Origin of the sequence: Niallia laureatilytica, assembly GCF_046613985.1 — a bacterium.
In the GTDB taxonomy this organism is placed as follows: domain Bacteria; phylum Bacillota; class Bacilli; order Bacillales; family Cytobacillaceae; genus Niallia.
This window is the reverse complement of sequence record NZ_JBKKHP010000003.1, coordinates 162,956-183,593: the sequence shown is the minus strand read 5'-3', so window position 1 is coordinate 183,593 and position 20,638 is coordinate 162,956. Positions and strand designations below refer to the sequence as shown.

21 protein-coding genes are annotated in these 20,638 nt (G+C 41.1%); 7 read left to right on the top strand and 14 right to left on the bottom strand.

Annotated features, from left to right (window positions below; genetic code table 11):
• Positions 1-4 precede the first annotated feature (4 nt).
• On the bottom strand, positions 5-769 hold the full coding sequence (locus tag ACLIJJ_RS10585; RefSeq protein WP_233315999.1) for a threonine/serine exporter family protein: 765 nt from the start codon (positions 767-769) through the stop codon (positions 5-7).
• A gap of 209 nt (positions 770-978) precedes the next feature.
• Positions 979-1,305, bottom strand: a complete 327-nt coding sequence (locus tag ACLIJJ_RS10580) for a MerR family transcriptional regulator (RefSeq protein WP_144455070.1) — start codon at positions 1,303-1,305, stop codon at positions 979-981.
• Positions 1,306-1,534: 229 nt separating this feature from the next.
• Here ACLIJJ_RS10580 and ACLIJJ_RS10575 point away from each other — a divergent pair, with 229 nt between their 5' ends.
• From ACLIJJ_RS10575 to ACLIJJ_RS10555, 5 genes are all read left to right on the top strand, one after another.
• A complete protein-coding gene (locus tag ACLIJJ_RS10575; RefSeq protein ID WP_233316000.1) occupies positions 1,535-1,672 on the top strand; it encodes a hypothetical protein in 138 nt (45 codons plus the stop codon).
• A gap of 186 nt (positions 1,673-1,858) precedes the next feature.
• Positions 1,859-3,268 (top strand): M20 family metallopeptidase, encoded by a 1,410-nt coding sequence (locus tag ACLIJJ_RS10570; RefSeq protein WP_233316001.1) that lies wholly within the window; start codon positions 1,859-1,861, stop codon positions 3,266-3,268.
• 148 nt (positions 3,269-3,416) lie between these two features.
• A complete protein-coding gene (locus tag ACLIJJ_RS10565) occupies positions 3,417-4,208 on the top strand; it encodes a MurR/RpiR family transcriptional regulator (protein ID WP_237942094.1) in 792 nt (263 codons plus the stop codon).
• A 139-nt stretch (positions 4,209-4,347) separates the two neighbouring features.
• Positions 4,348-5,904, top strand: coding sequence for a maltose/glucose-specific PTS transporter subunit IIBC (gene malX, locus ACLIJJ_RS10560; protein ID WP_233316003.1), 1,557 nt, complete (start codon positions 4,348-4,350; stop codon positions 5,902-5,904).
• 8 nt (positions 5,905-5,912) lie between these two features.
• Positions 5,913-7,100, top strand: a complete 1,188-nt coding sequence (locus tag ACLIJJ_RS10555; protein WP_411410860.1) for a MalY/PatB family protein — start codon at positions 5,913-5,915, stop codon at positions 7,098-7,100.
• Between the two features lie 34 nt (positions 7,101-7,134).
• On the opposite strand, the gene ACLIJJ_RS10550 is transcribed toward ACLIJJ_RS10555, so the two are convergent.
• The 8 genes from ACLIJJ_RS10550 to ACLIJJ_RS10515 all read right to left on the bottom strand — a co-directional run bounded on the left by ACLIJJ_RS10550 (position 7,135) and on the right by ACLIJJ_RS10515 (position 15,558).
• A complete protein-coding gene (locus ACLIJJ_RS10550; protein WP_411410859.1) occupies positions 7,135-8,118 on the bottom strand; it encodes an ABC transporter permease in 984 nt (327 codons plus the stop codon).
• The gene (locus ACLIJJ_RS10545) at positions 8,115-9,056 is read right to left on the bottom strand and encodes an ABC transporter ATP-binding protein (protein WP_341079186.1); all 942 of its coding nucleotides are present in this window, start codon (positions 9,054-9,056) and stop codon (positions 8,115-8,117) included. Before ACLIJJ_RS10545 ends, ACLIJJ_RS10550 begins: the two co-directional genes overlap by 4 nt.
• A gap of 175 nt (positions 9,057-9,231) precedes the next feature.
• A complete protein-coding gene (gene ald, locus ACLIJJ_RS10540) occupies positions 9,232-10,368 on the bottom strand; it encodes an alanine dehydrogenase (protein WP_341079189.1) in 1,137 nt (378 codons plus the stop codon).
• Positions 10,369-10,516: 148 nt separating this feature from the next.
• Positions 10,517-11,755, bottom strand: coding sequence for a helix-turn-helix domain-containing protein (locus ACLIJJ_RS10535; protein ID WP_411410858.1), 1,239 nt, complete (start codon positions 11,753-11,755; stop codon positions 10,517-10,519).
• A 174-nt stretch (positions 11,756-11,929) separates the two neighbouring features.
• Positions 11,930-12,634: a chitin disaccharide deacetylase gene (gene chbG, locus ACLIJJ_RS10530; RefSeq protein ID WP_251646877.1), complete on the bottom strand. Its 705-nt coding sequence runs from the start codon at positions 12,632-12,634 to the stop codon at positions 11,930-11,932.
• A 147-nt stretch (positions 12,635-12,781) separates the two neighbouring features.
• Positions 12,782-13,804 carry an ABC transporter substrate-binding protein gene (locus ACLIJJ_RS10525; RefSeq protein WP_233316010.1) on the bottom strand — a complete coding sequence of 341 codons (1,023 nt, stop codon included), beginning with the start codon at positions 13,802-13,804 and terminating at the stop codon, positions 12,782-12,784.
• A gap of 157 nt (positions 13,805-13,961) precedes the next feature.
• Positions 13,962-14,780, bottom strand: coding sequence for an ABC transporter permease (locus ACLIJJ_RS10520; RefSeq protein WP_233316011.1), 819 nt, complete (start codon positions 14,778-14,780; stop codon positions 13,962-13,964).
• A 19-nt stretch (positions 14,781-14,799) separates the two neighbouring features.
• Positions 14,800-15,558 carry an ABC transporter ATP-binding protein gene (locus tag ACLIJJ_RS10515; RefSeq protein ID WP_233316012.1) on the bottom strand — a complete coding sequence of 253 codons (759 nt, stop codon included), beginning with the start codon at positions 15,556-15,558 and terminating at the stop codon, positions 14,800-14,802.
• A 184-nt stretch (positions 15,559-15,742) separates the two neighbouring features.
• On the opposite strand from ACLIJJ_RS10515, the gene ACLIJJ_RS10510 reads away from it, so the two are divergent.
• Together ACLIJJ_RS10510 and ACLIJJ_RS10505 are read left to right on the top strand one after the other, a co-directional pair.
• Entirely contained in the window at positions 15,743-16,396 is a 654-nt protein-coding gene (locus ACLIJJ_RS10510; RefSeq protein WP_237942098.1) for an oxidoreductase, read from the top strand.
• Positions 16,397-16,434: 38 nt separating this feature from the next.
• Positions 16,435-17,409, top strand: a complete 975-nt coding sequence (locus tag ACLIJJ_RS10505; protein WP_233316015.1) for a bile acid:sodium symporter family protein — start codon at positions 16,435-16,437, stop codon at positions 17,407-17,409.
• A gap of 37 nt (positions 17,410-17,446) precedes the next feature.
• On the opposite strand, the gene ACLIJJ_RS10500 is transcribed toward ACLIJJ_RS10505, so the two are convergent.
• Genes ACLIJJ_RS10500 through uxuA form a run of 4 tightly spaced genes read right to left on the bottom strand, consistent with a single transcriptional unit; the run spans position 17,447 to position 20,638 of the window.
• A complete protein-coding gene (locus tag ACLIJJ_RS10500) occupies positions 17,447-17,785 on the bottom strand; it encodes a PTS sugar transporter subunit IIA (RefSeq protein ID WP_233316016.1) in 339 nt (112 codons plus the stop codon).
• Between the two features lie 18 nt (positions 17,786-17,803).
• Positions 17,804-18,124: a PTS sugar transporter subunit IIB gene (locus tag ACLIJJ_RS10495; protein WP_237942099.1), complete on the bottom strand. Its 321-nt coding sequence runs from the start codon at positions 18,122-18,124 to the stop codon at positions 17,804-17,806.
• A gap of 22 nt (positions 18,125-18,146) precedes the next feature.
• Positions 18,147-19,589 carry a glycoside hydrolase family 1 protein gene (locus ACLIJJ_RS10490; protein ID WP_411410857.1) on the bottom strand — a complete coding sequence of 481 codons (1,443 nt, stop codon included), beginning with the start codon at positions 19,587-19,589 and terminating at the stop codon, positions 18,147-18,149.
• Positions 19,589-20,638, bottom strand: a complete 1,050-nt coding sequence (gene uxuA / locus ACLIJJ_RS10485; RefSeq protein ID WP_411410856.1) for a mannonate dehydratase — start codon at positions 20,636-20,638, stop codon at positions 19,589-19,591. Before uxuA ends, ACLIJJ_RS10490 begins: the two co-directional genes overlap by 1 nt.

The window sequence follows — 20,638 nt, the reverse complement described above, 5'->3', positions numbered from 1 at the left end:
CTCCTTAAAATACTACAAACACAACAGCAATTCCAGATCCAATCGCAAAAGCTGTCAAAAAGGCCTCAGCTCCTTTAGAGATGCCTGAAACTAAATGACCTGCCATTAAATCTCTGACTGCATTAGTTATCAGCAACCCTGGAACAAGGGGCATAACCGAACCGATAATGATTTTGTCTGTTTCTGCACCAAAACCTATATAAACAGCTCCAAAAGCAATCAATCCAACGAGCACCGATGCCAGGAATTCTGCAAAAAACTTAATTTGCACCACTCGATGGAAATAAACAGAACATAAAAACCCTGCTCCGCCTGCAATCACAGCCGCTAAGAAATCCTTCCAGATTCCTTGGAACATTATTAAGAAACAGCCGCTTGCTATTGCCGCAGCAACAAACTGCACCCAAACTGTATAGGTTGGGCCTTCTTTATCAATCTCTTTCAATAGATGATATGCCTCTTGCAAAGAGATATAGCCGGAGCTGATTTTTCGCGATATATCATTTACCTTCAGAACCTTTTCCAGATTTGTTGTTCTGTCAATAATCCGAATCAGCTTTGTCTTTGTCGGCTCACGCCCTTCTAAAGAAAAGATAATACCAGTAGGTGTAACAAAGCTGTCTGAATCCTCCACTCCATACGCTTTGGCTATGCGGGTCATCGTGTCTTCCACCCGATATGTTTCTGCTCCATTTTTGAGCATAATTCTTCCAGCAAGCAAGCAAACCTCAATTATTTCATACGTTTTTTCTTTGGATATATAGTCCATGCCAACTCTCCAATATATAAACATTCTTAGCTGTTAAAAGAAATTACCATTATCAGTTTAAAGGACATGTTCACCTATAATCAATAGAAGAAGTACAACTCCTGTTTGCAAACATAACAAAAAGTCCTTTAAAAAAGGACTTTCACTTGGGAATGTAAATATTATGAAGGGGACAATTTTCGAAGTGGATGAATTTTCTCATTTTGTTTTCAGTCTTTTTGAATGCCAAACCGCGCATTGATTTGGCCGCGTAACATTTGTTTTTTTATTTTGCGCTCTTCTTCTTCACGGGTTTTTTTAATTATTTCCTGACGTATTTCATGGGTTCTTACTCCTTCTTCCCGCTTGTTGGCAATTTCAATTAAGCGCTCTACATCTGAAAATGAATACTTCCGGTTCCCCCGTTCAGGTCTTTCCGGGAAAATAAGCTTTCGTTGTTCATAATAGCGAATTTGCCTTTCTGTTAACCCAGTCAGCTCACTAACAACACCAATCGTGATAACTTTCCTTTTTTTGTAGGATGGCTCATGATCCATATTATCATCTCACCTCATGAAGTAATAATTTCTCTCATTAACTGTAATTATAATACGAGTATTCAGATTTTTATCGTATCCTGTTATAAAATCTAACGCAAAATTCAAAAAATAGGTAAGAATACCTGACAATATAGCTGTTTTTTGCATAAAATTCTTTTAAAATATTTATGTATAGTTGGTCATCAGGAGAGAACGTAAAATTTTTTACTGAAAGGAGCTATTTGCAATGATCAGCAAAGAAGCAATCGAATTAGCAAAAAAAATTGTCGAGATTGACCTTCTTCGTGATGAGGTATGGGAAGACTTCGCAGCAGTTGCTGGCGATAACGCCCATGATATTCTTCGTATTATCCAAAATAGTTAAAATAGATACAATCCATCGCAAGCAGCTTCCTTATACTTTTAGCTTGTGGTGGATTTTTGCATTTTCGCCATTAACCTACCCTTTTAATGTTAGGAAATCTAACGTTATTTTAATGGATGGAAGCAACAACTGCAAGTAAATGTCAAAATTTTTTTAATTTTTTTATTTTTAAGAGGAGGATTATAGATGAGCAACTTATTTTGGATTACAGAATACTTAGAGGAAACAAAGGCCAAGTGGAGCACAATAAGCGATTATATCTGGGATCATCCTGAAACAAGGTTTGAGGAGTTCGCCTCCGCTTCTTATTTGAAGACAGCTATTCAAGGGGAAGGATTTACAATTCACGAAAAGATCGGCGGCATGGAGACCGCCTTTATGGCCGAATTTGGTTCAGGCACGCCAGTTTTCGCTTTCCTTGGTGAATTTGATGCTTTATCAGGCTTAAGTCAGGCAGATGGAACCGCGAGGGAATGTCCTCTTATTCCAAACGGCAATGGCCACGGCTGCGGTCATAACCTTCTAGGCACAGGAGCCATGGCTGCTGCTGTTGGATTGAAAAATTATGTGGCCGAAAACAATATTCCTTGCACCATTCGTTATTATGGCTGCCCTGGAGAAGAAGGCGGTTCAGGCAAAACATTCATGGTCAGAGCGGGAGCATTTGATGATGTTGATTGTGCATTAACATGGCATCCAAATGACATTACCTTTGTAATGAACACCAGCTCCTTAGCGAATATTCAAGTTTACTTCCGTTTCAAAGGCAAAAGCGCACATGCTGCTGGCTCTCCTCACTTAGGAAGAAGTGCGCTTGACGCAGTAGAGCTGATGAATATTGGATCTAATTATATGAGAGAACATATAATTGACCAGGCTCGTATTCATTATGCCATCACTAACTCAGGCGGTTTGTCCCCAAATGTTGTACAAGGCTTTGCAGAGGTCCTTTATTTAATCCGCGCTCCTAAAACAGATACGGTGATAGATTTATTTGAACGAGTGAAAGATGTCGCAAAGGGAGCTGCCTTAATGACTGGCACAGAAATGGAGGTTGTTATAGATAAGGCCTGCTCCAACTATATCCCGAACAACACGCTTAATTTAGTGATGCAAGAAGCAATGCTTGAAGTCGGGCCGACAAAATTCACTGCTGCCGAAAAGCAGTTTGCGACAGAGATTCAAGCCACCCTTACTGATGAGATGCTAACAGAAGCATATAAACCTTTAAGTATGAACAGAGGGGATAGTCCCTTGTTCGAGGATGTCCTTGCTTACGAACAATCAATGTCACTCATGCCAGGCTCTACTGATGTTTCCGATGTCAGCTGGGTTACACCAACAGCTCAATGCAATGTTACAACTTGCGCAATCGGAACTCCCTTTCATACTTGGCAGTTAACAGCACAAGGAAAATCAAGCAGCGCTCATAAAGGAACCTTACAGGTTGCAAAAATCCTTTTCCTTACTGCAGCTAAACTGCTTAAAGATCCGGAACTACTTATAGAAGCGAAAAAGGAGCTGCAGCAAACAGTTGGAGAAAAAGGCTATGTCTGCCCTATCCCTGATGAGGTACAGCCAGCTGCTGCGAGATAGTTACAAATATTGCCTGAGCCTCTTTCGTAGGTTTTAGGCAATATCTTTTTAAAACTGCAGCTGCAACAGTACTTTTTCGCCGGCAGTCGACTTATAATAAAGAGGACTAGCTAGTACCTTTCTTAACAAAGTCTGGAGCTGAAAAAATTTGAATATCCTCTTAAAGCGCCTTGCCCAATCTAAAGGCGAACTCAGCGAATTAGAAAAACAAGTATTGGACTATATAATTGCAAACCCAGCGCTTGTAGCTGAATCGAGCTTGGACCATTTATCAAAAGCTTTATTCATATCAACTGCTACAATAAGCAGAACATGTAAACGCTTAGGATTCAGCGGATTTCAAGACTTAAAATACAGCTTAAACAAAGATAGCGAACAAGAATTATATAAAGAAGCTGTACATCCTCCGAGCTTTTTGACAGCACATATGGACAGAGTCAAACAGGAAATGGAATGGACTTTGGAACATATTAATGAGCTTGATATTCATAAGGCAGCAAGCTTCATTCATGAAAGTAATTTTATTGAGTTCTTTGGAGTCGGAGCATCCTTGCCAACTTGCATTGATGCGGCCAGAAAACTAACCTTTGCAGGGATAATCTGCAACGCAAGAGAAGACTGGGATGAGTTAAGATGTGTCGCTAACGGGTTGTCCAATAAGGATTTAGCTATATTGGTTTCATACAGCGGAGAAACCGCTCATATTCTTGATTATGCTGCAATTCTAAAGGAAAGAGCAGTAAAAACAATTGCTATTGTCGGAAGGAAAAGCAGCCGGCTGAAGGATTTAGCAGATATTACTTTTCAAGCCCGAATTCAAAACTGTTATCTCGGAGATCTTGATATGAGTTCAAGATTTCCATTAAGTATTTTATTAGATTTTATCATCCTGACTGCATTAGAATCAGGTAAAACAGGACAGAAGGCTTCTAGGGCGTGAACCTAGCGGCTTTTTTTATGGAAAACCCGCTGTACAAAAATTGTATACCCTTACATTTATCCCAAAACCAATTGTTCTTCTTGTCATAGACAGTTACTCTAGACACAAACATCCATGTTTTAGAAAGGAGTAAGTGATTATGAATAATGCAAAATCACGCTTTTGGGAGTTTTTCCAAGGGCTCGGAAAGACATTCATGCTTCCAGTAGCTCTGCTTGCCTTTATGGGTCTTATGCTAGGAATCGGCAGCTCCTTCACAAGCCCGTCTACAATTGAAGCTCTGCCTTTTTTAGACAACCGCTTCCTGCAAACGATATTTAGGTTTATGTCTACCATCGGAGGCTTCGCTTTCACCTATCTGCCTGTTCTCTTTGCAATTGCAATCCCACTCGGATTGGCACGTTATGAAAAAGGAGTTGCTGCTTTTTCAGGATTTGTAGGCTTTGTCATTATGCATTTATCTATCAATTTTTATTTAACAGAAACAAGCCAGCTTGCAGCAGCGGAAAAACTTCGCGAAGCAGGTCAAGGCATGGTAATGGGTATTCAAACAATTGAGATGGGCGTTCTCGGCGGAATTATTGTCGGTGTAATTGTCCATTTACTGCATAGCCGTTTCTATAATATTCAGCTTCCAGATGCTTTTGCCTTCTTCGGGGGAGCAAGATTTGTGCCCATCATCACCTCTCTTACGTTAGCTGTTGTCGGCATACTTATTCCAATCATTTGGCCAATATTCGCCATTGCTATCACTGGAATTGGCCAGCTAATTCAAAAATCTGGAGCATTTGGTCCGTTCATATTCGGAGCAGGAGAACGTTTATTGCTCCCATTCGGACTGCATCATATTCTTGTCGCCATGATTCGATTTACAGAAGCAGGGGGCATCCAAGTTGTTGATGGGCAAACAGTAGCTGGAGCATTAAACATATTCTATGCTCAGCTGCAAAGCGGCTCTCCAATCAGTCCTTCCGCTACTGCTTTTTTGTCTCAAGGAAAAATGCCAACCTTCATGTTTGGATTACCGGCAGTCGCACTGGCAATTTATCATACAGCCCTTCCTGATAGACGAAGCAAGATTAAAGGTTTATTGATATCTGGTGTCATTGCTACATTTGTAACTGGTATAACAGAACCGATTGAGTTCCTGTTTCTATTTCTTGCACCTGCCCTTTACGGCATTCATGTTCTATTAACAGGGTTAGGGTTTATGACGATGCATTTGCTTGGTGTCGTAATCGGGAATACAGACGGCGGTATCCTTGACTTCATTATTTTTGGAGTTCTGCAAGGAACGTATACGAAATGGTATCTCGTTCTAATAGTTGGCGCTGTTTGGTTTGCTGTTTACTACTTCATCTTCCGATATGCCATTATTAAGTTCAATTTAAAAACACCTGGCCGTGAGGATGAAGCAGTGACGACTGGGAATGAGGAGTTAACTTATCAGAAAAAAGGCAAGTATGATGCGAAAAGAATACTGTCAGCATTAGGCGGAAAAGAAAATCTTCAGTCACTCGACAATTGTATTACTAGACTGCGCCTTGTAATCAATGATATGAGCAAAATTGATGAGAAGGAATTAAAGGACTGCGGAGCACTCGGCGTGGTAAAGCTCGATAATCATAATTTACAGGTTATTATCGGCACACAAGTAGCATCTTTAAAAAATGCATTAGAAATAGAAATGGAGTAGTACCGTTTATGACATATTCCTTTGATCGGATAACAAAAAGAACTGGTACGTACTGTACACAGTGGGATTATATTGAAGACAGATTCGGAGAAGCAGACCTGTTGCCCTTCTCCATCTCTGATACAGACTTCCAAACACCGCAAGAAGTAAGCAAAGCTTTAAGCAGACGGCTGGAGCACGGCATTTTCGGCTACACAAGATGGAATCACCAGGAATTTAAAGAAGCTGTTCAAAAATGGTATCGAGAACGCTTTTCTGCAGAGCCGCAACAAGATTGGATTGTTTACAGCCCAAGTGTTATTTATACAATCGCGAAACTAATTCATGTTTTAACAGATGATGAAGATCATGTTGTTATACAGACTCCAGCATATGATGCTTTTTTTAAGATGATTACAGATAATAACAGGCAGATTTCTGCAAATCCACTAGTTGTAAAAGACGGGAAATATCACATTGATTTTGCTGACTTAGAAAACAGGCTTGCCCACAATAAAGCGAAAGTGCTTTTGCTGTGCAGCCCACATAACCCGACAGGCAGAGTTTGGACAGAAAATGAGCTTGAACAAATCATTAATCTTTGCAGGAAATATCATGTTTTTATTATCAGCGATGAAATTCATATGGATATTGTGCTGCAGCCTAATAAGCATACTCCCATCATCAGCAAAGCAACAGCGCTTGAAAATGTATGCATATGTACCTCTGCCAGCAAAACATTCAATATTCCAGGACTTATTGGTTCGTATGCCATTATCCCAAATGAGCATATAAGAGATGAATTTTTGCTAACATTAAAAAATCGTGATGGCCTTTCCTCCACAAGCATATTAGGATTGACTGCAACGATAGAGGCCTATCAGTCTTGCGGCAGTTGGGTGGATCAACTGAATGACTATATTAAAAATAACATGCTGTTTATACAGGCATATTTAGAAAAGCAGCAATTAGGAGCGACGCTGCAAATTCCAGAAGCAACTTACTTAGCATGGATTAATATCGAAAACATGCCATATACCCCAAAACAAGTTCAGCACGCCCTTATCCATGAAGGTAAAGTGGCTATCATGGCCGGAGATACCTACGGAGCTGAAGGAAGGAGCTTCTTGAGGCTGAATGCTGGCTGTCCGCAATCAAAGCTTGCAGATGGCTTAGCACGTTTCACACAAGCTATTAACTTTTTAAAGAAAAGCTAAAAAAACCGGAGAGCAGCCCTCTCCGGTTTTTTCATTAAATGCTGATATCTCTTTTTTGGAAAAAGAAAAATGTGATAAACATAAAGATAAGGTAGTAAATTCCAAGAATTCCTAATGACATCGGCATCGTGATATTTTCTAAGATTTTATCCTGCACTACGAATACAGTCTGATCTAAGTGCGGGAAAATTAACGCTTTTGTCCATGTGTACTTTTCTGAAAAACCAACAATTAATGCTCCTGCAGTCGAAGAAAAGAATAGTACAAATACACCAATTCCAACTGCAATTGCTTGGTTCTTAAACAATGTAGACAGCATAAATGCCAGCGTAAGGACCATGATAAGCCCTGGCAAATAGTATAGAAGGCTTTGGAAGAAATATGCTCCACCAGCTACAGCTTCCATTTCAAAAGTAGTAGGATTTTGCACCGACAATTTTCCACTAAAGTCATCAATACCAAAGAAGGCAATGCTCACTAAATAGCCTATTCCAATTAGTACCGCAATCAAAAACGCAGAATAAATAAGAAGCGCAATATATTTTGACAGCAGGATTGCCCATCTTCTATGAGGACGAATCAGCAGCTGCTTAATTGTGCCATCGGAAAACTCAGACGATATATTCCCCGCACAAACAATTACTACAAAAAGAGTAATAAGAGACTTCAATGCAATTCCATAATAATCCAAATATGACCAGCTTGTCGTATAGGGATTCACATTGTCATTTAAATTGCCATTAAAACTGTCGATTTCGGCTTGGATATCCTCCTTTGCCTTTGTCGTATAATCATCTTCTGGAATATCCTCATAGCCTGGAGCTTTTTCCATTTCCTTCTCCAGCTGGTCTATTTCCGTTTGAACCTGCACCTTCCAATCATCTTCTGTTTGCTGTGTGCTAGTTTTCAACTCAAGTACAGCAGTTCCAACTAATGCAATAATAAGTATAATGGCAAAAATCCAGCTCATCTTCTTTTCAAATATCTTTATCAGTTCATTCTGGACTAACCCAATCATCGTACTGCTTCCTCTCCTTTTTTATTCGTGATTTCTAGGAATCTGTCTTCTAATGTCGCTTTCGCCGCATTTATTCCGTACACAGAAATTCCCTTTTCCACAAATAGTTTGTTCACAGCCGGAATGGAAGACCTCGACAGTTTTACTGTTAACAGTTCCTTTTTAAGCGAAACCTCCTCAAAAGCTACTGCGCTGCTTTTCAGCAGTTCTAGAGCATTATTAGCCTCATCTATTTCAAAGGTCACTTCTCTTAGCTCATCTACTCCCTCAGCGACTGTTTCATCCATAGAGGAGATGTGGATCAGCTTACCTTTTTCAATGATTGCAAAGCGATGACACATGAGCTGCATTTCCGAAAGCAAATGTGATGATACGAGCACAGATATCCCTGTTGCTGCCAGTTCATGAAGATAGTCACGGAACTCTCTTATTCCTTGTGGATCAAGACCGTTTGTTGGTTCATCCAGAATTAGGATCGCAGGATTATGCAGAAGGGCTTGTGCAACGCCAAGACGCTGTCTCATTCCTAAGGAATATGTTTTTACCTTTTGGTGGATAGCATTATCCAGTCCTACAAGCTTAACGACTTCTGCAATTCTGCTTTCCGAAATTTCTTCTTTTGCCATTCTGGCATAATGGCGCAAATTCTTATAGCCGCTCATATATTTATAGAATTCAGGGTTTTCAACAATGGCCCCTAAGCTGCTCATCGCCTCAGCGAAGGAAGCGTCTAGATTATGTCCGTTAATGACAACCTCGCCTTCTGTTCTGTTAATCAAGCTGACTATCATTCTAATGATAGTTGTTTTTCCCGCACCATTCGGGCCAAGCAGTCCGAAAATCTCTCCCTTTTCCACCGCAAAACTGACCTTATCTACAATCGTTTTGCTTCTGATTTTCTTTGTGAGATTTTTTACCTCTAATGCATATTGAGACATGTTAAACTCCTCTCTTTTTTTAAGATCCTATGTACCCCACCTTATCTGTCATATACTATTACGAGTTTGCCTTTTAATAAGTTTCATTTATTTGGAAAAAATTTATATACTTGTAAGCAAACTCCATAAAAAAACCAGGTTCCAGTAAAACGGAAACCTGGCTGTTAATCTATTGTTAAACTGCAGTAGTGGGAATGGAATTGATTACTTCTTGAACAGGCACATACTCCAGCCCAAGATCCTTCGCTACAGGAGCATATGTTATATGTCCATTAAAGGTATTAACACCTTGCTTGATTGCGTAGTTGTTCTGGATTGCATTGACCGCTCCTTGATTGGCAATTTGCAGCGCATATGGGACCGTGACGTTAGTTAGAGCAATTGTAGATGTTCTCGGCACCGCACCTGGCATATTAGCAACAGCATAGTGAACGACACCATGCTTTACATATGTCGGATTATCATGTGTGGTAATATGGTCTACTGTCTCAAAGATTCCGCCTTGATCGATTGCCACATCGACAATCACAGAGCCTGGAGCCATCTTCTTAACCATTTCTTCCGTCACAAGCTTCGGCGCTTTAGCACCAGGGATAAGAACAGCCCCGATTACTAAATCGGACTCTGCTACAGCTGCTTCAATATTTGCCGGGTTAGACATAACTGTGTTTAGGCTTGACCCAAATTGATTATCCAATTCTCTTAATCTTTCCGGATTCAAGTCCAACAACGTTACATTTGCCCCAAGACCAACTGCAACTTTCGCAGCGTTCGCGCCGACAATACCACCTCCGATGATTGTCACATTACCGCGCTTCACACCAGGCACCCCTGCAAGCAGGATCCCTTTGCCGCCATGGGGCTGCTCAAGAAACTGGGCACCAATCTGAACAGCCATTCTGCCTGCAACCTCACTCATCGGTGTAAGCAGCGGCAGTTTGCCATTCACTTCAATCGTTTCATAAGCAATGCCTGTTACTCCCTTTTCTGTCAAGGCTGCAGCCAATTCCTTTTCTGCAGCTAAGTGCAGGTACGTAAACAAGATGAGCCCTTTGCGGAAGTAGCCATACTCTGATTGCAGCGGTTCCTTTACTTTCATAATCATCTCTGCAGAATTCCATACCTCTTTTGCATTTTCAGCAATCTTCGCCCCAGCCGCTGCATACTCAGCATCTGTAAAACCGCTGCCTGCACCAGCATTTGTCTCGACTAAGATTTCATGATTGCTATTTTTTAAGTAAGCAACTCCAGATGGAGTAATTGCAACCCTGTTTTCGTTGTTTTTTATCTCTTTCGGAATACCAATAATCAATCCAATCCACCCCTTGTCAGTTTTCCTTACTTTAATTGTTAGTTATCTTATAATTATAATAGGACGGATTGTGAAATTAATCTTTGGTAAAAAGGATAAAAGTAAAGATGAGCCTTTGTGAAAATTCACAAAACTCAAAAACAAGGGTTTAATTCTGTCGCCAGCGCAGCAGCTTCAAATCGAGATACAGCATGAATTTTTGAGAAGGGACGGACAGGTCAACTTCCATTATTTCAGTAATCCGCTTTAATCGATAGGTTAATGTATTAGTATGTATATGAAGCCGTGCTGCTGTTTTTTGCATGCTTTCACTCTCATCCAAAAAGGCTTCCAAGGTAACTAAAAGCTCTGTATTATGACTCTTATCATATTCTCTTAATCTTTTAATCGCTATATTGTCGAACCCATCCTGAACTCGTTTTTCCAACAGGACGTCCATAAATTGATAAATTCCTAATTCCTGATAAGCAGAAAAAGACTCTGCCTCTTCTGGGAACTTCTCCTTAACCTCCACGACTTTTTTCGCTTCCTTAAAGCATTTCTTTACATGGTTCCATTCAGAATATATGCTGCCATATCCGCCGTACACGCCTTCTATATGAAATTTTTCCGCTAAGCTTTTGGGGAAATTTTCAATGAACTGCTTAAATACTGCAGCAGGGCTGATTTGTCTGTCTACTGTGCTTGCTAGCAAAATCAGCTCATGATCATCCATCGTATAGAGAATGATTTTGATATCATCCATTACTTTAAGCAAATATATGATTTGCTTTTCCATATCCTTGCTGATAATTTCTTTAAAGTTAAAAACCATAATCGTATATTTATTGCTTGTGTAATTTAGCTCTAACAGCTTTTGATTAGCCTCATGGTCGCTCACATGACCAGTAAGAAGCTTCCAAAAGAATTCCTGATCATCATGGGTTGACGGTCTTTTGCTTTTCCCAAACCGCGATAACAGATGCTTCGCGACGGCAGCAGCGTTCTGTAATATTTCCATTTGACTGTCTGTAAGAGGCTGATCCCATTCAATAGCCCAAATATACCCAATGACTTCATCCCCTCGCCATATAGAAACAGCCACTCTGCTTCCAAGACCAATCTCTTTTTTTCCTTCGATTCTGATTGGCTTTTTGCTTTGGAGGAGACTTGGGATAACTCCGTCTTTCCATAAGCGGTTTATTACTTTCTCAGGAACCCGTCTGCTTATAATGGTAGAAATTCTGACAGGATCGGTTTCCTCCCCATGACTGCTGTATACAAGCACACGATGATGTGTATCTTCAAGCGTTATCGAGCATCCGAGCAATTCACTGACATGGTCTACAAAACTTTCAAGAGAATCGTACATCTCCCGCCGGAAAGGATTTATTGGCTGATTAGGCATTGATTTGCTCCCTTCTTCCTTTGGAATGGTTATTTAGCTTTTCTACTATTCTATATGGATTAGGTTATGTACAACAACACTATAATTATAGTTAGCTTCAAATCGAGCGTACCAACTGGAGCCTGCTGCATGAAAAAATGAGCCGAGATCCTGGCTCATTTTCTGTATACTATCTCAAAGCAACTCCATATTTTCTGGCAATTTTACTTCAGACAGAATTCTCGTCTCCTCCTGTCTTTCCTCATAATAGGAGCTGCCGTTTTTCAGTCTAGAGTCTAAATAGGCAGGATGTGTCATCACTTCCACCGTTTTGCCATCTTCCACTCTATCTTGGAGCTTTTCAAAATAATCCTCTGTAACTCCCTCACCGTAAAAATCAGCAATTAAAATATCTGTAACTGTTTTTATATCTGTAAAATGGGGACCAGCAATCCGGACTGGAACATCATATTTTTCTGACAGCCTTTTAATAACAGGATAAAACTCTTTGATACCATGGACATGATGATGGCTGTCAAAATGCGACGGTTTCAGGTCTGCAGCCAAAAACCTTTCTATTTGCGCCGTCCATTCCCGCTCCAAGTCCTCATGTGAAATTTCCTCTGGATGCTCATATACCTCCTTTTGCTTCTTAAAAAAACCATCATCACCAATAAGGCTTGAAGCACTAGTCAGCGGTTTTCCCAATGTGAGGACAAGATGGACTCCCACCTTTAAAGAAGGTGTAGCTTTAGCAATCTCAAGGGCATGCTCCGTTCCTGCTGCATTCATCATCATTGTTGCGGAATTGACAATCCCGTTTAAGTGAGTATCAAGAATCCCGTAGTTAACACCTCTGGAAAAACCGAAATCATCCGCATTTACAAGCAATTTAATCATGCTAGTTCCCCTTTGCTCTCATTTATTTTTTAATCATCTACTTTATATATTTTGGCATAAAACCCACCGGAGTGAAAGCGCTTTTATTCGGCAACTTACTCACATAATAAGCCAGGCCCATTACAGACCTGGCTTTGCTTATTAATACTACTTTGACAACTTCTCCACAAATTGCATATCAATTAGCTCTTCGTATTTATAGCCTTCTTTATATACACCGGTTTTCTCCACAACATCCATCGGCTTTGCCAATGCTTCTTCAGAAATGAAGCCATCCTTGCTCCATAGCTGATCTGCATAGGCCCGGTCAAGAGAAGCCTTTAAGCTTTCGTCAGACGTAGTCGGAAATTCTTTTTTCAAAGCTTCCATAGCCAAATCATGGTCTTCATCAACCGTCTTCAGTCCTTTAAGCATTGCTTTGACAAAGCTTTCGACCACTTCCGGCTCATTCTCAATCGTTGATTTTTTGACACTGATTACAGAATAAGGATAGTCTCCTAAACTAGGAAAGCTATAGAACGGTTCATTCCAGACTCCTTTATTAATGCCTTCTGTTATTTGCGGTTCTCCGCCATTGGCAATATCGGCCTGCCCAGATTCAACAAGGGAGACAACTGCGCTTGCATCAGCAGGCTCCTCAAGCTTCACATCTTTATCCGGGTCTAAACCAAGCTCGAGCAGCAGCCATCTTGTCAAAAGATTTGGGCTGCCGCCATACCGGCCGGCGGCAATTGTTTTTCCTTCCAAATAACTTGCCAGTTCCGCTTCATTTGTACTGTCTATTGGTTCATCAGAGCTGCCCATTAAATACACATTAGCTCGATTGACGACATTCACGACTCCTTGAATCGGATCAGAGCTGCCTGGATTCGCCATTTGGTTTGAATCAGGTCCGGCAATATTGCCCCAAGCATCTCCACTCACAAGGGATGTGACGTGGGCTCCTCCTGTAGCAGTAATGACTTCCACTTCCAGTCCCTCTTCCTCAAAATACCCCTCCTGTATGGCTAAATAAAGAGGCAGATAACCAATTAAATGAACAGGTTCGGCTATGACAATCTTCTTCAAGCCTTCCTCTGTCCCGCCACCAGAATCTTTTGAAGCACAGCCTGCAAGCAGCATCATAAGGCCTAATAAAGCAATCAGCAGCAGTTTGCCTTTCCGCACCATAAATCCCCCTTTTTTCTAAGTTGCGATTAGCCATCTCCCGGGAAAACACATCTTATTAAAGTTGCTGATAATTGTTCTAATAAAGGATGGTCATCGGTAAAATATATGGGAGGCAGCATTGTCTATATTCATGAATCTTACCTCCTGGCTCCAATTATTACGGAGCATTCCTGCCCTTTAACAGTATTTTCTCCACCCAGACCGTCGCGAAATACATTAGAATCGACAGTAAGGACAAGACAACAACTCCTACCCAGACGAGATTGATATTCATAATTTGTCCTGCATAAAGAATCATTCTGCCAATTCCTTGTCTGGAGCTGATAAATTCTCCGACAATTGTTCCTGCCAAGGCAAGGGCAATATTTATTTTTAATGAGCTCACAATCCATGGCATGCTTGTTGGAATAACAACCTTTGTGAATACGTGCCAGCGCTTTGCGCCAAGCGAATACATGAGCTTCTCTAAATCCTTATCAACTGCTTTCACACCGCTGTATGCAGCTAGTGCTGTGACGATAACCGTCATCATGAAGGCAAGCACCACTTTAGAGCTGAAGCCAATCCCAAAGAGAATAACTAGCACTGGTGCAAGAGCAAGCTTTGGAACCGCGTTAAATGCAATTAAATATGGCTCTGAAATGCGCGAGTAATAGTAGGACCACCAAAAGGATAAACCAAGCAGTGCACCAATAAAGGTTCCAAGAATAAAGCCGAGTACAGTCGATCCGCTTGTATAAATTAAATCATCGAGCAATGTTCCTTCTGTAAATGCTGTATATGCCGTACTCCATATAGTTGACGGACTGCTCCAATAATAAGAGTCAATAATCTGCCATCTAGCAAACAGTTCCCAAAACACAATCAGTAAAACTCCTAAAGCCCATTGTCCGTATAAGGTAATGCGTGATCTTCTTTTTGCTGCTTTCTCTTCATCTTCTATATACGGAAGGGGATTTTGATTCTGCTGCGCCAACGAAGACTCCTCCTTTCCTTTATTTTTCTGTTTTCAGCGTTTGCAGTACATGCTCTTTTAAATCAATAAATTCAGTGCTTAATAAGGTTTGGGCACTTCTCGGTCTTGCTAGAGGGACAGTGACCTTCTCCTTAATTGTTCCTGGCCTAGAAGACATGATATAAATATCATCAGACAGGAAAATCGCTTCATCAATGTCATGTGTAATGAAAAGAATGGTCTTTTTAAAATCCGTCCATATTTGCAAAAGCCATTCCTGCATTAATAGTCTTGTTTGCGCATCAAGAGCACCAAACGGTTCATCTAATAAAATGATGTCCTGGTCATACAGCAGTGTCCTGAGCAAAGCTGCTCTTTGCCTCATTCCCCCGGAGAGTTCATCGGGAAAGTGATTTTCGAAACCGCCTAATCCGTACTTTTCTAATAGGGGAGCCGCCTGGCTGATTGCTTCTTTTTTAGAAACACCTTTTATCTCCAATCCTAAAATGACATTATGCATGATCGACCTCCAAGGCAGCAGCAAATCCTTCTGCAGCATATAGCCTACATAGCCGTTCTTGCCGACAATATCTTTACCGTCAAGCAGCACCTCCCCTGTGGAAGGTTTGATTAACCCAGCAATGATATTAAATAGAGTTGATTTTCCACAGCCGCTTGGACCTATGATGCTGACAAATCTTCCTTCTGGAACTTGCAAGCTTGCATCTTTTAAAGCATAGAAGTCTTTACTGTCCTTCCTGAAAATCTTGCTGCTGTTTTTAACCTCTAACTTATACACTTTTAAACCTCCTGTCTTAAAACACTTTTCATCCAACTCCTGGCCTTAATGTATAATTATTCTAGGCGATATCATTATGTGCGCAAAAATCAATGGGCATTTTATTTATCACAAGACTGACAACAAGCTGACTGCATTTATTTGCTATACTATATGTAAATATTTATTAGAGAGGAACGTCGAAATGGAAAAAAATGCTTTAGTGATCGGCGCAACAGGGCTTGTCGGAAGGGAGCTTGTACAGCTGCTTGCAAGAGAGAACAAGTACAGCACAATAACCGTACTGACAAGAAGGAAAAGCTTTGATCATCCTTTAATAAAGGAAGTAGTCGCAGATTTCAGCAAGCTGTCCGCATACAAACAAGAGTTTGCAGTTGATGATGTTTTTTGCTGTATAGGAACAACAATAAAAAAGGCAGGTAGCCAGGCAGAAATGACAAAAATTGATTTGGAATATCCTGTGGAAATTGCTAAGCTCGCATTTGGGATGGGAGCAAAACAGCTGCTTGCAATCAGTGCAATTGGAGCTGATTCAAGCTCTAAAATATTCTATAGCAGACTCAAGGGAGAATTCGAAGAGCATCTTCAAGAAATCGGTTTTCCATCTCTGACAATTGTAAGACCTTCCCTTCTCCTTGGTGCAAGAGGTGAGTTTCGTCTTGGAGAAAAGCTGAGCTCTTACTTGCTGCCGCCTCTGCACTTTATGTTCGTTGGCCGTTTGAGGAAGTATCGGGGCATTAAAGCGCAAACTGTTGCAGCTGCAATGAGCAAGCTTGCTGCAGAAAACAAAAGCGGTGTGCATATACTTGAATCAGATGAAATTGAAAGACGCGCTTAATGCTACTTATATATTAACTTTGATTGGAGTCCTGTTATATGCTTCAAAGCATGAATGCTTTTCTTAGTAAATGGATGCCTTTGCTTACACCAGTTAGTGTGGTAATAGGGGTGCTTTTAGCCTCTTTTTTGCATCATTTATCCTTTCTCGTTCCATGGATTTTTGCTGCCATGACATTCACAGGGAGCCTTAACTCCAACTTTAAATCAATGAAGCATACTGTCACTCATCCATTATCCTTATTACTGACATTGGGCGCCCTGCATATTATCACCCCCATTTGGGCGTTTGCAATTGGTCACCTATTCTTTCATAATGACCCGTACACCATTACCGGCCTTATACTTGCCACAGTAATTCCAACAGGTATTACGAGCGTTATATGGGTTTCCATCTATAAAGGAAATGTCCCCCTCACGTTGGCAATTATTTTGGCAGACACCTTGCTGTCTCCATTCTTAGTGCCATTGAGCATGAGCATTTTTGTCGGAGAATCGGTTCAGTTAGATATTTGGGGCATGATGAGGGGACTTCTTGGAATGATTGTACTTCCATCCATCGCAGGGATGGCTGTTAACCAGTTTTATTCCAAGGAAAAGGCGTTAACTTGGAATAAGACACTTGCTCCTTTTTCAAAGCTTGGTTTGGCAGCTGTTGTAGCAATAAACAGCTCCGTTGTTGCTCCTTATCTCCGCAATATTGACATGAAATTCATCTACATTGCTCTAACGATGTTTTTTGTGGCGTTATCTGGATACTTTTTTTCATGGATGCTTGGTGTTCTCACAAAGCGTCATAAGGATGAGACGATTGCGATGATTTATACAGGAGGAATGAGGAACATCAGCGCTGGTGCTGTTATTGCGGTCAGCTTTTTCCCGCCCCAAACAGCTGTGCCTGTTGTCATCGGCATGCTTTTCCAGCAAATACTCGCTGCCACTTATGGCCAAGCGATTCGAACGGTTTATCAGAAGCCTTCATTGATAAAAGTTGCTGGCAAGAAAATCTCCTAACAAAAAAACACGAGCATATCTCGTGTTTTTTGTTAGGTCACGTATTTTGCCTGCTGTCTTTCAAAAAAACAGCACACATTTCCACCATTTCACAGGCCATAATCTTCAAGGTTTCTGTTGTCAGCATTTGATCCTCCGCATGCATCAAGATTAACGAAAAAGGCAGCTCCTCCCCACTTGCTTCTCTTTGAACAAAGGAGGCGTGAACTTTATGTATCTTGTTGTAGGAGCGTTCCCCTGCCTTAATAATCTCTTTCGCTTCGTCTATTTTCCCCTCCCTCGCAGTGCGGATTGCCTCCACATAGCTGCTCCGTGCCTCACCTGAATACGTTATAATTTGAAAAGCCGCCGCCTGCATTTCCTCTAGTAACTTCATTTTTTCCCTCCGACAGCTTTATTTTTGGTTTAATTGCAATGCATGATCGAGAATCTTTTCCCCGTCTGCTGTTCCATACAGTCTGACATCAATAACATCAACTGGTATTCCATACGGCTTGGCAGTATTGACTGCCGCCTGTTTCATAAAGCGTACTTGTGGTCCAAGGAGAATAGCAATAATCCCCTCACTTGAAGTGGCTAATTCATCCTCAATAGCTCCCTCTGGTATGGCATAAACATCGATGTCCTCTCCTCTTGCTTGAATTGCTGCTTTCATTTTAGAGACAACAATGGAAGTGGACATGCCTGCTGCACATGCTAAGATAATTTTCTTCATATTAAATTCCTGCCCTTCTATTTTATTTCACCAAATCATCATCTGCGGCTTCTAAAGTCCGATTGGCTATAATGGATTGATACCATCTAGCAGACTTTTTCATCTGTCTGTTCCTGTTATCATCCAGATTAATTTCTACTAATCCATAGCGGTTTTTGAAGGCATTCATCGGTGAAACATTATCAGTAAACGCCCAAAGCATATACCCTTTGCAATTAGAGCCTTCGGCCACCGCCTTCAACAGCCATTTCATATGCTCGGCAATAAATTCAATTCTGTAGTCGTCTTGAATACTGCCTTCGTCATTCTTATAGCGCCACTCCTGCTCAACACCCATGCCATTTTCAGCGATAAACCATTCTATGTTGCCATACTCCTCTTTCATCCTCATAGCCATATCGTACATAATTTTCGGATAGATCTCCCAACCGCGGAAAGGATTCATCTTCTTGCCAGGCATATCAAACATCTCATAATAATAAGAAGGATGAAATGGCGTGCTTTCATTCCAAGCTGTCGTTCTTGCCTTAACACGATGAGGGTAATACAAATTAATGCCTACATAATCAACTGTGTTCTGCTTGATAGTTTCTAAGTCTGCCTGTGTATACTCAAAGGCGATGCTATGTCTGGCCATCAAGTCAAAAAGCTCTTGCGGATATTCGCCTTTAATGGAAGGGTCCAAAAATATTCGGTTAAAGAACAAATCATAGATGTTAGCTGCTTCTTGGTCATGTGGAGCAGATGAGCGCGCATATGTCACTTCTGGGTTTAAAATAACCCCCATCTTCGCTCCAGTCTTTTCCTTGAGCCCTTTCTGTTTAAAAAGCTCCACTACTTTAGCTGTTGCCAAAGCCTTATGAAAGTTCCACTGCATCCATTTTTTTGTATTCTGCTCAAAAGGATAACGAATGGCATCTAAGTAAACCCTTGTCTGAACAACAATCGGCTCATTGAAGGTGAACCAGTGCTTCACCTTATGTCCATAACGGTCCAGCACTTTATCAGCATACTTTACAAAAAGCTCGACCACATGCATGGAGTCCCAGCCTCCATATTTCTCAAACAAGTAGGCAGGCACTTCATAATGCTCCAAGCATATCATCGGCTCCACTTGTTTTTCTAAGAGCTCATCAATCACCTTATCGATATAGGCTGCATACTCTTCATCCACTATTGCTTCCTCATAATCTAGTAAGAAGCGGGACCAATTAATGGAGGTGCGATAATGGGTTAGCCCGATTTCTGCCATTATCCCGATGTCTTCCTTGTATCTGTTATAAAAATCAGTTGCTACTCCTGGTCCGTACCCGTTATGCCAGACGTTCTTGTTATTTTTGTACCAAAGATCTAAATACGAGTCTTGAGATTCCTTTTTTCCTGACCAGCCCTCTGTCTGCCAGGCAGATGCTGCAGCACCGATGATAAAATCATCAGGTATTTTCACCATTAATTTATCCGACATTATTTACCTCCCGATTTTTCAAGCGTTTCCCATATGCCTGAAAGATACATACTTCCTAAAGCCCTGTCATAAAGTCCGTAGCCAGGTTTTCCGGTTTCCCCCCAAATCATCCGGCCGTGATCAGGTCTTACATAACCTGTAAAGCCATTGTCATGGAGCGCCTTCATAATAGCAGCCATATCGAGACTTCCGCATGTTGAGAAATGTGCTGATTCCTCAAAATCACCGTTTGCGAGTATCTTAATATTGCGCAAATGAACAAAAGGAACTCGGTTAAGCTGCGTATATTTTGCTGCCAGCTTAACGATGTCATTATCTTTTGTACAACCTAACGAGCCTGAGCATAAAGTGATTCCATTTGCTTCACTTTCATATAAGTTTAAAAAGCGATCAAGATTATGTTCATTTGTAATAATGCGGGGCAGTCCAAATATACTCCACGGCGGATCATCTGGATGGATGGCCATCTTGATTCCGTGCTTCTCTGCTGCCGGAATCACTCTAGCTAAAAAGTACTCCAGATTATTCCACAAGCCTTCTTCTCCCAACTCCTGATATTGCCTGATTAACTCTTGCAGTTCTTCTCTCGTATAAGAAGTATCCCAGCCTGGGAGGGACAGATCGTTGTGCACAGGATCCATCCTCTTTAGCTGTTCTTGATAATAAACTAATGCAGTAGACCCATCCTCCAGCTCCTTATCAAGCTGTGTTCTCGTCCAGTCGAAGACAGGCATAAAGTTATAACAGATCACTTTAATACCAATTTTTGCCAACCTCTCCATTGTGAGGATATAATTATCAATATACGTATCTCTGTTTAGAAGACCTAATTTAATATCTTCATGAACAGGCACGCTTTCCACTACCTTGAAATCTAGTCCTGCTGCGCTTATCTCTCTATAGAGCTCCTGAATGCTTTCCTCCGGCCAAGCTTCACCTGGAGGAACATCATAAACAGCGCTGACTATCCCATTCATGTTAGGGATTTGCTTAATATATTCAAGGGGAATAGAGTCTTGTTTTCCATACCATCTGAAAGACATCTTCAT